At 66.2% G+C, this 14,173-nt stretch carries 10 protein-coding genes; 8 read left to right on the forward strand and 2 right to left on the reverse strand.

Features of this window, described 5'->3' with window-relative positions; translation table 11 throughout:
- Positions 1-42 precede the first annotated feature (42 nt).
- The 4 genes from PSV40_RS07995 to PSV40_RS08010 all read left to right on the forward strand — a co-directional run bounded on the left by PSV40_RS07995 (position 43) and on the right by PSV40_RS08010 (position 7,776).
- Positions 43-4,230, forward strand: a complete 4,188-nt coding sequence (locus tag PSV40_RS07995; protein ID WP_300536338.1) for a YhdP family protein — start codon at positions 43-45, stop codon at positions 4,228-4,230.
- Positions 4,231-4,232: 2 nt separating this feature from the next.
- Entirely contained in the window at positions 4,233-5,039 is an 807-nt protein-coding gene (locus tag PSV40_RS08000) for a carbon-nitrogen hydrolase family protein (protein ID WP_300536340.1), read from the forward strand.
- Between the two features lie 80 nt (positions 5,040-5,119).
- Entirely contained in the window at positions 5,120-7,123 is a 2,004-nt protein-coding gene (locus tag PSV40_RS08005; RefSeq protein WP_300536587.1) for an ATP-binding protein, read from the forward strand.
- A gap of 26 nt (positions 7,124-7,149) precedes the next feature.
- Positions 7,150-7,776 carry a response regulator gene (locus tag PSV40_RS08010; RefSeq protein WP_300536342.1) on the forward strand — a complete coding sequence of 209 codons (627 nt, stop codon included), beginning with the start codon at positions 7,150-7,152 and terminating at the stop codon, positions 7,774-7,776.
- A 2-nt stretch (positions 7,777-7,778) separates the two neighbouring features.
- Here PSV40_RS08010 and PSV40_RS08015 read toward each other — a convergent pair whose 3' ends face one another.
- Positions 7,779-7,928: a hypothetical protein gene (locus PSV40_RS08015; RefSeq protein WP_300536344.1), complete on the reverse strand. Its 150-nt coding sequence runs from the start codon at positions 7,926-7,928 to the stop codon at positions 7,779-7,781.
- Between PSV40_RS08015 and PSV40_RS08020 the strand changes: the two genes are divergently transcribed.
- On the forward strand, positions 7,927-9,084 hold the full coding sequence (locus tag PSV40_RS08020; protein ID WP_300536346.1) for an MltA domain-containing protein: 1,158 nt from the start codon (positions 7,927-7,929) through the stop codon (positions 9,082-9,084). The genes PSV40_RS08015 and PSV40_RS08020 overlap by 2 nt on opposite strands.
- On the forward strand, positions 9,081-9,434 hold the full coding sequence (locus tag PSV40_RS08025) for a hypothetical protein (RefSeq protein WP_300536348.1): 354 nt from the start codon (positions 9,081-9,083) through the stop codon (positions 9,432-9,434). Before PSV40_RS08020 ends, PSV40_RS08025 begins: the two co-directional genes overlap by 4 nt.
- 251 nt (positions 9,435-9,685) lie before the next feature.
- Here PSV40_RS08025 and PSV40_RS08030 read toward each other — a convergent pair whose 3' ends face one another.
- Positions 9,686-10,171: an Lrp/AsnC family transcriptional regulator gene (locus PSV40_RS08030; protein WP_300536349.1), complete on the reverse strand. Its 486-nt coding sequence runs from the start codon at positions 10,169-10,171 to the stop codon at positions 9,686-9,688.
- Positions 10,172-10,348: 177 nt separating this feature from the next.
- Between PSV40_RS08030 and PSV40_RS08035 the strand changes: the two genes are divergently transcribed.
- Together PSV40_RS08035 and PSV40_RS08040 are read left to right on the forward strand one after the other, a co-directional pair.
- Positions 10,349-10,510 (forward strand): hypothetical protein, encoded by a 162-nt coding sequence (locus PSV40_RS08035; RefSeq protein ID WP_300536350.1) that lies wholly within the window; start codon positions 10,349-10,351, stop codon positions 10,508-10,510.
- On the forward strand, positions 10,507-14,088 hold the full coding sequence (locus tag PSV40_RS08040) for an indolepyruvate ferredoxin oxidoreductase family protein (protein WP_300536351.1): 3,582 nt from the start codon (positions 10,507-10,509) through the stop codon (positions 14,086-14,088). Before PSV40_RS08035 ends, PSV40_RS08040 begins: the two co-directional genes overlap by 4 nt.
- Positions 14,089-14,173: the final 85 nt, after the last annotated feature.

Genomic DNA, 14,173 nt, shown 5'->3' on the forward strand with positions numbered 1-14,173 from the left:
GCTTGCATTGAACGGACGGAAGCGCTGAAGGTCATAATTCTCATGTCCATGGATCAAACGACACCCTCCCAGCCGGCGCTTGCCTCTCGACGTCTCAAAATTGCCGCGCTGGTTGCCCGCCTGGCCTTGGGCCTGGTGCTGGCTTTCTGGGTGCTTTTCGGCGCGGCCTGGGCCGTGCTTCACGGCTGGATTGTGCCGCGAATCGGCGAATTCCGCCCGCGCCTGGAAACAGCAGCCAGCCAGGTCCTGGGTGTACCGGTGCGCATCGGCCAGATCACGGCCCGGCCGGGCGGGCTGATTCCGTCCTTCGAGCTGCGCGATGTGGCGTTGCTGGACGCCCAGGGGCGCGAAGCCCTGCGCCTGCCGCGCGTGCTGGCGGCCGTCTCGCCGTCCTCGCTGTGGGGTCTGGGTTTTGAGCAGCTTTACATCGACCGGCCCGAGCTGGATATCCGGCGCACGTCCGACGGCAAGATTTATGTGGCCGGCCTGGATGTGTCGCCCGACCCCAACGACGACAGCAGCGCCATCGCCGACTGGGTTTTTTCGCAAACCGAGTTTGTCATTCGCGGCGGCACGGTGCGCTGGACCGACGACCTGCGGCAGGTCCCGCTGCTGGCCCTGACCCAGGTGGACTGGACCTTGCGCAACCCGGGCCGGCGCCACCTGATGCGCCTGGATGCGACGCCGCCGCCCGAATGGGGCGAGCGTTTCAGCCTGCGCGGTGTGTTTCGCGAGCCGCTGTGGTCGGGCGGCGCCGGCCAGTGGCGCCGCTGGGCCGGGCAGATGTATGCCGAGTTCGGGCGGGTCGATGTGTCCGAGGTCAAGCGTTACGCCAACCTGGCCAGCCTGGGGATCGACCTGCGGGCGGGCAGCGGCGCGCTGCGGGTCTGGGCCGATGTCAGTGACGGGCAGATCACCGGCGGCACGGCCGATGTGGCGCTGCTGGAGGTGGATGCGCAACTGGGCAAGGCCCTGCAACCCCTGGCGCTGCAGGCCGTGAGCGGCCGTTTTGGCGGCCGGCAGTTTGCCAACGGCTTCGAGTTCGCCACCGAAGGGCTGCAGTTTCGCACCCGCGATGGCCTGCAGTGGCCGGGCGGCAATGTGTCGCTGGTCTACACCGGTGCCGAGGGCAAGGCAGCTGCACGCGGCGAGTTCCGCGCGGACAAACTCGATCTGGCCGCGCTGGCGCTGATCGCCAGCCGGCTGCCGCTGGGCGATGCGGCGCATGCCATGCTCACCTCGCTGACGCCCAGGGGCCTGGTGGACGTCGTTGAAGCGCGCTGGCAGGGCGCGCTCGATGCGCCTCTTGCCTACGCCGCCAAGGGGCGGGTGTCGCAGCTTGAAGTTGCACCCCAGGCCGCGGCCCAGGGGACAAGCGACCGGCCCGGTGTGCGGGGTGCGGCGGTGGATTTTGACCTGACCCAGCAGGGCGGACAGGCCAAAGTCAGGATCACCAATGGCGACCTGCATTTGCCCGGCATTTTCGAAGACCCGCGCCTGCCGTTCGACCAGCTGTCGGCCGACGCCCAATGGAAGCTGACCGGCCCGAAAATCGAATTGCAGCTGCGCAACCTGGTGTTTGCCAACGCCGATGCCCAGGGCAGCGCGCAGGCCAGCTGGCACACCGCAGACGCACCGGCAGCGGCTGCCGGCGGCGCCGCCCACGACGGCCGCTTTCCCGGTGTGCTGGATTTGCAGGGCAGCCTGAGCCGCGGCGACGGCGGCCGGGTGCATCGCTACCTGCCCCTGATCCTGCCCGACACGGTGCGCCACTATGTGCGTGATGCGGTGACCCAGGGTGCGCTCAGCGACGTGAAATTCCGGCTCAAGGGCAATTTGAATGACATGCCGTTTGCCGACCCCAAGCTCGGCGAGTTCCGGGTGTCGGCCAGGGTGGCCAAGGCGACCCTGGCCTATGTGCCCCGGTCGATACAGCCGCGTGACGCCGGCGCCTGGCCGGCCCTGAGCGAGCTTGATGGCGAACTGGTGTTCGACCGTGCCTCCATGCAGGTCAATGGCGCGACGGGGCGGATCGCCGGTTTTCCCGGTTTGCAGGTGGTCAAGGCCGACGCGCGGATTCCCAACCTCATGCACGGTGCCACGGTGCAGGTGGTGGGCGAGCTCAAAGGGCCGCTGGCCGAGGCCGTGGCAGTCGTCAATACCTCGCCCCTGGGCGACATCACCGGCCAGGCGCTGGCCACCACCGTGGCGACCGGGACAGCCGGCTACAAGCTTGAACTGAGCCTGCCGCTGGACGACCTCGACAAGTCCAGGGTGAAAGGCAGTGTCAGCCTGGCCGGCAACGATGTGCAGTTCACACCGGACACGCCGCAGCTCACCCGGGCGAAGGCCCTGGTGAGCTTCACCGAAAGCGGCTTTGCCATCAGTGGCGGACAGGCGCGCCTGCTGGGCGGCGACGTCCGCCTGGAGGGGGGCACGCGCACAGCGCAGGCCGGCGCGGTCCGGCCCGCGGAGTTTCCGGATGCGACCGTGCTCATTCGGGCCCAGGGCACCCTGAGCGCCGAGGGGCTGCGCCAAGCCCGGGGGCTCGATCTGGTGTCGCGCCTGGGCAGCCGCGCCAGCGGCAGCGCCGCCTACACCGCCAGCCTCGGCTTCTGGCGCGGCGCCACCGAGATCAGTGTGTCCAGCAACCTGCAGGGCATGGCCTTGAGCCTGCCGGCTCCCCTGAACAAGAGTGCCGAGACCGCCCTGCCGGTGCGTTTTGACAACACGGTTGTGCGTGGCGCGACTGCAGGGCAGGCCCTGCAGGACCAGCTGTCACTGACCGTGGGGCGGCTGGCCTTGGTGCAGTACGTGCGCGACATCAGCGGGTCGGAGCCCCGTGTGTTGCGCGGCAGCATTGCCATTGGCCTGGAGCCTGGTGAAAGTGCACCGGTGCCTGAGGCCGGGGTGGCCGCCAACATCAATCTCGCGAGTGTTGACATCGATGCCTGGGAGCAAGTGCTGGCCGCCAGCCCGGCGCCGGTTGCCGCGGCACCGGCCGAGCGGCTGACCCCCGCCAGCGCCGTGCTGGGTTATCTGCCGACCACCATGGCGATACGTGCCAGGGAGCTGGTGTTCGACGGACGAAAACTCAACAACGTCGTGCTCGGCGGATCGCGTGACGGTCTGACCTGGCGCGCCAACATCGACGCGACCGAGCTCAATGGGTACGTCGAGTTTCGCCAGGCCGGCGGCGCGGGTGCCGGACGGCTGTATGCGCGCCTGTCGCGCCTGAGCCTGGGCCAGAGCACGGCCAGCGAGGTCGAGGCCATCCTCAACGAGCAGCCTGCCAACGTCCCGGCTCTCGACATCGTGGTGGAAGACCTGGAGCTGCGCGGCAAGAAACTGGGCCGGGTTGAAATTGAAGCCATCAACCGCGGCGCCGGGACGGTGGCCCGCGAAGGGGGCGCGCGCGAGTGGCGGCTCAACAAGCTCAATGTCATCGTGCCGGAGGCCACGCTGACGGCCACCGGCAACTGGGTGGCCGTCAATGCGCAGCAGCCGGTGGCTGCGGGCGGGGCGCGCGGGGCGGTCGAGCGGCGCCGCAGCGTGATGAACTTCAGGCTCGACATTGCCGATTCGGGCGAACTGCTCAAGCGCTTTGGCATGAGCGATGTGATCCGTCGCGGCAAGGGCAAGCTCGAAGGCCAGATCGCCTGGGTGGGCTCGCCGCTGAGCCTGGACTACCCGAGCCTGAGCGGGCAGTTCAATGTGAATGTGGCCTCCGGCCAGTTCCTCAAGGCCGAACCGGGCATTGCCAAGCTGCTCGGGGTGCTCAGCCTGCAGGCCCTGCCCCGGCGCCTGACGCTGGATTTCCGCGACGTGTTTTCGGACGGCTTTTCCTTTGACTTCGTGCGCGGCGACGTCAGCATCAACCAGGGCCTGGCGTTTACCAACAACCTGCAGATGAAGGGCGTCAACGCCGCCGTGCTGATGGAGGGCAAGGCCGACATCGCCAAAGAAACCCAGGACCTGACGGTGGTGGTGGTGCCTGAGATCAACGCAGGCACCGCGTCCCTGATTGCCACCGTCATCAATCCGGCGATTGGCCTGGGCTCCTTCCTGGCCCAGTATTTCCTGCGCCGCCCGCTGACCGAGGCGGCGACCCAGGAATTCCACATTGACGGAACCTGGACCAACCCGAAAATCACCAAGGTGGATCGCAAGGCCGCGGCCGAGGTCAAGCCCGGCGAGAAGCCCGACGAGGATACCGGAGCAAGGAAGTAGCCATGCACGTCGCCGCCCTTCAAATGGTTTCGGGGACCAGCCTCCCCGCCAACCTGGTCATGGCCAGGCAGTTGCTGGAGCGAGCTGCCGCACAGGGCGCCGAGCTGGCGGTGCTGCCCGAGTATTTTTGCGTGATGGGTTTGAAGGACACCGACAAGCTCGCGGTGCAGGAGGCCGCCGGCGAGGGCCCGATCCAGGATTTTCTGGCCCGATCCGCGCGCGAACTGGGGCTCTGGATTGTGGGCGGCACCGTGCCGCTTGGCGCCAGCGACCGCCAGCATGTGCGCAACAGCTCGCTGGTGTATGCGTCGACGGGTCAGTGCGTCGCGCGTTACGACAAGATTCACCTGTTCCGGTTTGACAACGGGCTGGAGCAGTACGACGAGTCGCGTGTGATTGAAAGCGGCGCAACGCCGGTGACCTTCGAGCTTCCCTCGGTCGATGGCCACTGTTACCGGGTCGGCCTGAGCGTCTGTTACGACCTGCGTTTTCCCGAGCTGTACCGGGCCATGAAGGCGGACCTGCTCCTGGTGCCCAGCGCCTTCACGCGGACCACCGGCCAGGCGCACTGGGAAGTCCTGCTGCGCGCGCGCGCGATTGAAAACCTGGCCTATGTGGTGGCTGCGGCCCAGGGGGGCGAACACGACAACGGGCGCCGCACCTGGGGCCAGAGCCTGGTGGTCGACCCCTGGGGTGACGTGCTGGGTCAGCAGGCCCAGGGCCCCGCCGTGGTCATGGCCGAGGTGAGCGCGGACAGGTTGCGGGCGGTTCGCCTGCAGCTGCCCGCGCTGGACCACGGGGTGTTGTGAGCGAGCCCAGCGAACCCAGCGAAGCGGCCAGCCGCGCCGAACCGTCTCCGGACCGGCGGCGCTGGAGCCGGCGCTGGGGTCTGTGGGCCCTGCTGGTGGCGCTGCTGCTCGGCCTGTTGTCCACGCTGGTCTGGCTCGCCGGGCGCTACGAGTCCAGCCAGGTGCAAAGCCGGCTGGAGCAGGACGCGGTGCAGACAACCACCGACATTCGCGCCGCATTGACACGCAACGTCCAGGGCATCCAGGCCTTGCAGGCCAGCAGCCCGGATCCGGCTGCATGGCGTGTGCCCGCGTCCGCGCTGCTGCACGAACACCGGGAGATGTTGCGGCTGGAGTGGCGCGATGCGGCGCTGGCGCCGGTCTCCTATGCACAAACGCCTTACCGGCCTTCGGTGTTTGAGCGGCTCGGGCGCGCCAGCGCGCAGACCGACGTCAGTTTTGCCTGCGCGGCGGCGCGCCGTTTCAGCGGCCCGGCCTATTCGAGCAGCTACTTTTTGCCGCAGGCCGATGGGCTGGGGCTGGAGGTGCTGGACATGTGCCTGCCGGTGCTGGCGGGCGGACAGCTGACGGGCTACCTGCTGGCGACCTATTCGCTGCAGGAGATCCTGTCCGAGCTGGTGGGCCGGCAGTTGGCGCGTGGTCACGGCCTGGCTTTCACCGAGGCCGACGGCACGCGCCTGGCCATGTACGGCAACCCGGCCCGCGGCAACCGCGGTTATGTCGCGCAGCAACTGCTCGATCTGCCGGGCAACACCATGGTTCTCCGTATGGAGCGCCAGCTCGGAACGCCGGCCCTGTTTCCCAACCTGCTGACCGCGCTGGTGGCGGCCATGTCGCTGGCGCTGGTCGCCGTGCTGGCGCTGCTCGGGCGCGACATGCGCCGGCGCCTGAAGGTCGAGCATGACCTGGCCGACGCGCTGGCCTTTCGCAAGGCCATGGAGGATTCGCTGGTCACCGGCATGCGGGCCAGGGACCTGCAGGGTCGCGTGACCTACGTGAACCCGGCCTTTTGCCAGATGGTGGGGCTGGAGGCCGGCGAGTTGCTCAAGCACGGCACGCCGCCGCCATACTGGCCGCCCGAGCAGGTCGAGGAGTACGAGCAGCGGCAGGCGCGGCGACTGGCCGTCGGCGCCACCCTGCCGCGGGAAGGCTTCGAGTCCGTCTTCATGCGCCGGGATGGCTCGCGGTTTCCGGTGCTGATCATCGAGGCGCCGCTGATCAACGCCGTGGGCAAACAGACCGGCTGGATGACCGCCATCCTCGACGTCAGCGAACAGCGGCGCGTCGAGGAGTTGTCGCGGGCCAGCCAGGACCGGCTGCAGGCCACGGCCAGGCTGGCCACGGTCGGCGAGATGGCTTCGCTGCTGAGCCACGAACTGAACCAGCCGCTGGCCGCCATTTCCAGCTACGCGACCGGCTCGCTGAATTTGCTGCAAAGCGCGGTGGCCGGCGAACCGCAGCCGCCCGACAACCAGGACCTGCAGCTGGCGATGCGCCGCATTGCCGAGCAGGCCGAACGCGCCGGCAAGGTCATCAAGAGCGTGCATGACTTTGTGCGCAGGCGCGACCAGGTGCGCGAGCCCGTCACGCCGCGCGCCCTGCTCGACGCGGTGCTGCCGCTGGTCAGCCTGCAGGCCCGCAAGCTGGGGGTCCGGGTGCTGATCCAGGTGGACGAAAGCTGCGCGCCGGTGTTGTGCGACCGGACCATGGTCGAGCAGGTGCTGCTCAACCTGGCGCGCAACGGCATGCAGGCCATGCAGTCGCCGGACAAAAGCCGGCGCGCCGACAGGCTGTTGATCCTGCGCGTGCGGCCGGCGGCCTCCAATGCACACAGCCGCTGGGTGGAGTTTGCCGTGATCGACCACGGGGAAGGCATTTCGGAGGACGTGGCGCGCCAGCTGTTCACGCCCTTCTTCACGACCAAGGCCGAGGGCATGGGCCTGGGGCTGAGCCTGTGCCGCACGGTGATCGAGCAGCACGGCGGGTTTCTTGGTTTTGCGGCGGGCCAGCCTCAGGGTACGATTTTCACCTTTACATTGCCGGCTGCGGTCACCGCCGTCGCGGTCGCCGAAGTGTCCGCCTGAAAACCCGCCTGCGGGAAGGAATAGCCATGGAACCCATCCAGAATGCCACGGTCTACATCGTGGATGACGATGCCAGCGTGCGCGAGGCGCTGGCCTGGTTGCTGCGTTCGCGGCGCCTGACCAGCGAGACGTTTGCCAGCGCCGAGGCATTCGACGAGCGGATCTCAGGGGGGTTCGCCATCGCCACGCCCTCGTGTGCCCTGCTCGATGTGCGCATGGGCGGCATGAGCGGGCTGGCCATGTTCGAAAAGCTGATCGGGTATGGCCTGCTGCCCACCCTGCCGGTGATTTTTCTTACCGGTCACGCCGACGTGCCGACCGCGGTCGATGCCGTCAAGCGGGGTGCTTTCGATTTTTGCGAGAAGCCCTTTTCCGACAATCTGCTGGTGGACCGCATCGAGCAGGCGTTGATGCAGTCGGCAGCGGCGCTGGCCGATCTCAGCAAGCACACCGGCCTGCATGCGCGCCTCGAAGGCCTGACGGAGCGTGAGCGCGACGTCATGAAGCTGGTCGTGGAGGGCTTGCCGAACAAGCTGGTGGCCGACCAGCTCGACATCAGCGTGCGGACGGTGGAAGTGCACCGGGCCCGGGTTTTTGACAAAATGCAGGTAAAGTCGGCAGTGGAGCTGGCGAATCTGCTCCGTAATTTATAGCGTTAAGGCGAATCCCCGGGTTTTTCCGGTGGTGCCTCGCGCTGGGCATCGCTTTTGAGTTCGCCCTTGTTGCGGCCGGAGAACATCGTCCACCAGACAATGAAGACCAGAATGAGCAAGGCCCCCAGGGCTTCGAGTAAAAGTAAGGCCATGACTGTTTTTCCCCGGATAACACCGACACTTGTCATTATCGCCGCCGTGCTGGGCCTGGTGTCCTGCGCAACAGCGCCCGTGCCTGCACCCCCCCTGCCTTCGGCGCCGGCCGCCGCCAGCGTGCCTGCGCGTCCCGGGTCAGGCGCAGAGGCGGGCGCCATGGTGCGCGGCAAGAGCCGCTGGGTGCCGGTGGCCTGGAGCGAACTGCCGGGGTTTGAAAATGACGCGCTGTTTGAGGCCTGGAACGCCTGGCTCAAAAGCTGTGAGCGGCCCGGACCGGTGTTTGCACCGCTGTGTGGCGAGGTGCGGCGCCTGAGCATTGCGACAGGGCAAGAGCAGCGCGCCTGGATGGTGGGCCGGCTGCAACCTTACCGGGTCGAAACCCTGCAAGGCACGGCCGAGGGACTGCTCACCAGCTATTACGAACCCGTGCTCAGGGCCAGCCGGCAGCCCGGCGCCGCTTACCCGGTGCCGCTGTACCAGCCCCCGGCCGGTCTGGGCAGCCGCAAGCCCTGGTACACCCGGCAGGAAATCGAGACGCTGCCCGAGGCGCAGGCCGCACTGCGCGGGCGGGAGATCGCCTGGCTGGCCGATCCGATTGATGCGATGTCGCTGCACATCCAGGGCTCGGGCCGGCTGGCCCTCACCGACGCCGGTGGTGCGCAGCGTACCGTGCGTGTTGCATTCGCCGGCTCCAACGACCAGCCTTTTCGCAGCATCACCCAGTGGCTGATGGAGCAGGGCCAGGGCCGGATGAACGCGCCCTGGACCGAATCCACCAAGGTTTGGGCGGCGCAAAATCCGCAGCGCGTGTCGCAACTGTTGTGGAGCAACCCGCGGTATATCTTTTTCCGTGAAGAAACCCTGAGCGAGATGGACGCGGCCTACGGCCCGCGCGGCGCCCAAGGCGTGCCGCTGACGCCGGGCCGTTCGATCGCCGTGGACCGGGAGAGCATTCCCTACGGCACCCCGGTCTGGCTGGCCTCGCGCGGCGCGGCGGCAGACCTGCAAAAACTCGTGATCGCGCAGGACACGGGCAGCGCCATTGTGGGTGCCGTGCGGGCCGACTATTTTGCCGGGACGGGGCCGCAGGCCGGCGAGCTGGCCAGCCGGGTGAGCCAGCCTTTGCGCCTGTGGGTGTTGTGGCCCAAATGAGCCTGCCGCCCACCTTTCTTCCCCGCTGCAGCCTGCTGCTCGCTGCGCTTGCCTTGCTCTCGGCTTGCGCCGCCACCGGCACCGGATCAGTGGCCGCGCGTTACCGCTGTGAACATGGCATTGACTTCAGCGTGAGGTTTGTGGATGACAGCGCGCTGATCGAGAGTTCGCGCGCCTCCGACGTGCTTTTCCGCGACGCAGGCGGGCAAGGCGCCTCGCAGACCGTGTACAGCAACACGCGTATGCGCGCCGAGTTTGGCCTGGGTTCGGGCGGGCGTGAGGCGGTGCTGCGCTACCCGCTGCTGCCGCTGGTGGCGCGCTGCGTGCGGGATGGAAAAGAAGCCTCCTAACGCAGCGAGATCCGCAGCTGCACCGTCAACGCCGACCAGTTTGCCGACTGCGTGCGCAGGCGCCCAGGTTTCGGGATTCGCGGCCGTCGCGCACCTGCCGGACTTCGATCTGCAGATGGCGCATCAGCAGGCTTGATTTGCTATTAATTCAGGAGCTGCTTGCGCAAGTGCAGCAAGGGCTGGAGCCATAAAAAGCACTGAAAACATGGATGAAACGGCGAGCGGGCGGCATCCACGCAGGGCGCGGGCGGTCAGGGTGTCTTGTCTGACAAATGGCCCAGCGGCAGCACGCTGCTGGACTTGATCTCGCCCAGGGAAAAGCTGGTGTGCATATCCTTCACATTGGGCAGGTTCAGCAGGCTTTTCAGAGCGAAGCGCGAGAAGCTGTCCAGGTCCCGGGCCACCACCTGCAACTCGAAGGTTCCGGTGCCGCTGATGTAGTGACAGGCGATGATCTCAGGCAATTTGCGGATGGCTTCCTCCATCGCGCTGGTCGCATCGCCCGTGTTGCGATCCGCATCCAGGCGCACAAAAGCCAGCACGCCCAGGCCGATCTTGTGGCGGTCTATCTCCGCGCGGTAACCCTTGATGAAGCCGCCGTCCTCCAGTGCCCTGACGCGCCGCCAGCAGGGTGCGGCGCTCAGGCCGACGCGGGTGCTGAGTTCGGCATTGCTCAAGCGGCCGTCGGTCTGCAATTCATGCAGGATCGCGAGGTCAAACTTGTCGAGTGTTTTCATGGGTGGCAATTTTAAGCAAGAATCTTTCTTGAAACGCGTTAAACAAGGGGTAAAAAGCAAAGACTTATCTGGCCATCGAGCCTACACTTTGCTCTTATATAGAGGCATCACCCTATCCGGGTGTGAGCCTTTTCGCGCTGCCCAAAAGGCGGTGTCAGCCCCACGACTGGAGACAAGATGAACGCCCCCCTTCCCGAACACATCCGCAAGGCATTGGAAACGGTGACCTTGGATGAAAATCTGCAAAGCGGATTTCGCCGCAGGCACAAATATGCAGGCGGCGCAGCCGGCTGTGCTGTATTTGGCGTCGAGCCGGCCATTCGTGGAGTCGCAGCATGAATGCCCCGCTACCAGAGCACATCCGCAAGGCGCTCGAGACCGTCACGCTCGACGACAAATACAGTCTCGATTACGGTCAGGCCTTCATGAGCGGCGTCCAGGCCCTCGTCAAGCTGCCCATGCTGCAGCGCCAGCGCGACGCCTTGCTGGGCAAAAACACCGCGGGCTTCATCAGCGGTTACCGCGGTTCGCCACTCGGTGGTTACGACCAGGCCTTGTGGAAAGCTTCGAGCTACCTGAAGGTACAGAACATCGTGTTCCAGCCGGGCGTCAATGAAGAACTCGCCGCCACGGCCCTGTGGGGCACACAGCAACTCGGCTTTTCGCCACCGGGCACCAACAAGTTCGACGGCGTGTTCGGCATCTGGTACGGCAAGGGGCCGGGCGTGGACCGTTGTTCCGACGTGTTCAAACACGCCAACATGGCCGGCACCACACCCTGGGGCGGCGTGATTGCCGTGGCCGGCGATGACCATGTGGCCAAAAGCTCCACCGCCGCGCACCAGAGCGACCATATCTTCAAGGCCTGCGGCCTGCCGGTTTTTTTCCCGACCAACGTGCAGGAAATCCTGGACCTGGGCGTGCATGCGTTTGCCATGAGCCGCTTTTCCGGCGTCTGGGCCGGCATGAAGACCATCCAGGAAATTGTCGAATCCAGCGCCACCGCGATGATCGACCCCGAGCGTGTGCAGATCAAGCTGCCGACCGACTTCCAGATGCCGCCTGGCGGCGTGCACATCCGCTGGCCCGACGCGGCGCTGGACCAGGAGGCGCGCCTGTTCGATTACAAATGGTATGCCGCGCTGGCCTACATCCGCGCCAACCGGCTGAACTACAACGTGATCGAAGGCCCGAACGACCGCTTTGGCATCATCGCCAGCGGCAAGGCCTACAACGACACCCGCCAGGCCCTGATCGACCTGGGCCTGGACGACGCCACCTGTCGCCAGCTCGGCATCCGCCTGCACAAGGTGGGTGTGGTCTGGCCGCTGGAAGCGCAGGGCACGCGCGAGTTCGCGACCGGCCTGCGCGAGATCCTGGTGGTCGAGGAAAAACGGCAGGTCATCGAGTACCAGCTCAAGGAAGAACTTTACAACTGGCGCGCCGATGTGCGCCCCAACATCTACGGCAAGTTCAACGAGGTGGATGGCGACTTCAGCGGCGGCGAATGGTCCATGCCCAACCCGACGGCCAACACCCTGCTGCGTGCCAACGCCGACCTGTCGCCCGCGTTGATTGCCAAGGCGATTGCGCAGCGTGTTCGCAAGCTGGGCCTGGACAGCGACATGACGGCGCGCATCGACGCGCAGCTGGCGATTCTGGAAGCCAAGGAACGCTCACTGCAGGTGCTGGAAGTCAAGGCCGACCGCCAGCCCTGGTTTTGCTCGGGCTGTCCGCACAACACCTCGACCAAGGTGCCTGAGGGCTCGCGTGCGATGGCCGGCATCGGCTGCCACTTCATGGCGCTGTGGATGGACCGCAGCACGTCGGGCTTCACCCAGATGGGCGGCGAGGGCGTGCCCTGGGTCGGCCAGCAGCCGTTCACGACCGACCAGCATATCTTTGCCAACCTCGGTGACGGCACCTACTTTCACAGCGGCTCGCTGGCTGTGCGCCAGTCGATTGCCTCGGGTGTGAACATCACCTACAAGATTCTCTACAACGACGCGGTGGCCATGACCGGCGGCCAGCAGATCGGCGAGCGGCCGGAAGGCCTCTCGGTGGTGCAGATTGCCCAGTCCATGCGGGCCGAAGGCGCGGCCAAAATCGTCGTGGTGACCGACGAGCCAGAAAAATACGACGGTGTGGCATTGGCCGAGGGTGTGACGGTGCATCACCGCGACGAGCTCGACGCCATCCAGCGGCAGTTCCGCGAGATCAAGGGCACCACGGTCATCATTTACGACCAGACCTGCGCCACGGAAAAGCGCCGGCGCCGCAAGCGCGGCACCATGATTGACCCGGCCAAACGCGTGGTCATCAACGAGCTGGTCTGTGAAGGCTGCGGCGACTGCGGCGTGCAGTCCAACTGCCTGAGCGTGGAGCCGCTGGAGACCGAGTTCGGCCGCAAGCGCCAGATCAACCAGTCCACCTGCAACAAGGACATGTCCTGCCTCAAGGGCTTCTGCCCCAGTTTCGTGACTGTCGAGGGCGGACAACTCAAGAAGAAGGCCAAGGGCAAGGCGGCTTCACCGTTTGAGATGGGTGCCTTGCCGGAGCCGCAGATTCCCGCGACACAAGGCGTCAACGGCGCTGTCTGGGGCATCGTGGTGGCCGGCGTCGGCGGCACAGGCGTCATCACCATCGGCCAGTTGCTGGGCATGGCCGGACACATTGAAGGCAAGGGCATCGTCACGCAGGATGCCGGCGGCCTGGCACAAAAAGGCGGCGCCACCTGGAGCCATGTGCTGATAGGCGCGAGCCAGGACGATATCCGCACCACACGTGTCGGCATGGCCGGCGCCGACCTGATCATTGGCTGCGACCCCATTGTGGCGGCCGGCAAGGAAACGGTGCTGCGCATGCGCGAGGGCCGCACCCATGTGGCGCTCAATTCCCACAGCACGCCGACGGCGGCGTTTGTGCACAACGCGAACTGGCAGAACCCGGCCGAGGCCTGCGCCGCGGAGATTGTCAAAGCCGTGGGTGTGGCCGGTGTCGGTGCCTTCAATGCCGACGCAGCGTCCATCAAGCTGATGGGCGACAGCATTTACACCAACCCGATGCTGCTGGGCTACGCCTGGCAAAAGGGATGGATCCCGCTGGAATACGCGTCACTGATGCGTGCCATCGAGCTCAATGCCGTCGCGGTGGACAACAACAAGACTGCCTTTGAATGGGGCCGCCGCGCAGCCCACGACCTGACTTCGGTGGAAAAGCTGTTTGCCTCCGCGCAGGTCATCAGCATGCCGGCGCCGCGCCAGGGCCTGCCGGAGCTGGTGGCGCGCCGCGTGGCCTTTCTGACGGATTACCAGAATGCGGCTTATGCAAAGCGCTACGAAAGTTTCGTGAACCGGGTCCAGCAGGCCGAATCGGCGCTCGGAAAAACGCTGCTCACACAAGCCGTTGCGAAGTACCTGTTCAAGCTGATGGCCTACAAGGACGAGTACGAAGTTGCGCGTCTGCACACCGACCGCAGTTTCCTGGACAAGGTCGACGCGATGTTTGAGGGCGACTTCAAGCTCAACTATCACCTCGCGCCGCCCATGATCGCGAAGAAAAACGACAAGGGCGAGCTGCAAAAGCAGAAGTTCGGTCCCTGGATGCTGACGGGCTTCAAAGTGCTGGCCAGGCTCAAGGGCTTGCGCGGCACGGCGCTGGACCCGTTCGGGCGCACTGAAGAACGCAGGATGGAGCGTGGGCTGATCGCCCGCTACGAGGCCAGCATCGAGGAAGTGCTGCGCACGCTGGATGCGGCCAACCATGCCGCGGCCCTTGACATCGCCCGTATTCCGGAGCTCATCAAGGGTTATGGCCACGTCAAGGCACGCCATGTCGAGGCTGCCCAGCAACCATGGAGCGCGGCGACGGCAGCATTCCGCCAGCCGGTCGCCAGCGAGCGTCAGCGGGCTGCCTGAGGACCCGCCGGGCAGGGCCGGGGGTCGCGTCCGGCCTGAAAAAGCCCGGTTGACCGCATTTGCCCGCCGGCAACGGCCTGCAAAG

Source organism: Polaromonas sp. (assembly GCF_029945925.1).
Lineage (GTDB): Bacteria > Pseudomonadota > Gammaproteobacteria > Burkholderiales > Burkholderiaceae_C > Polaromonas.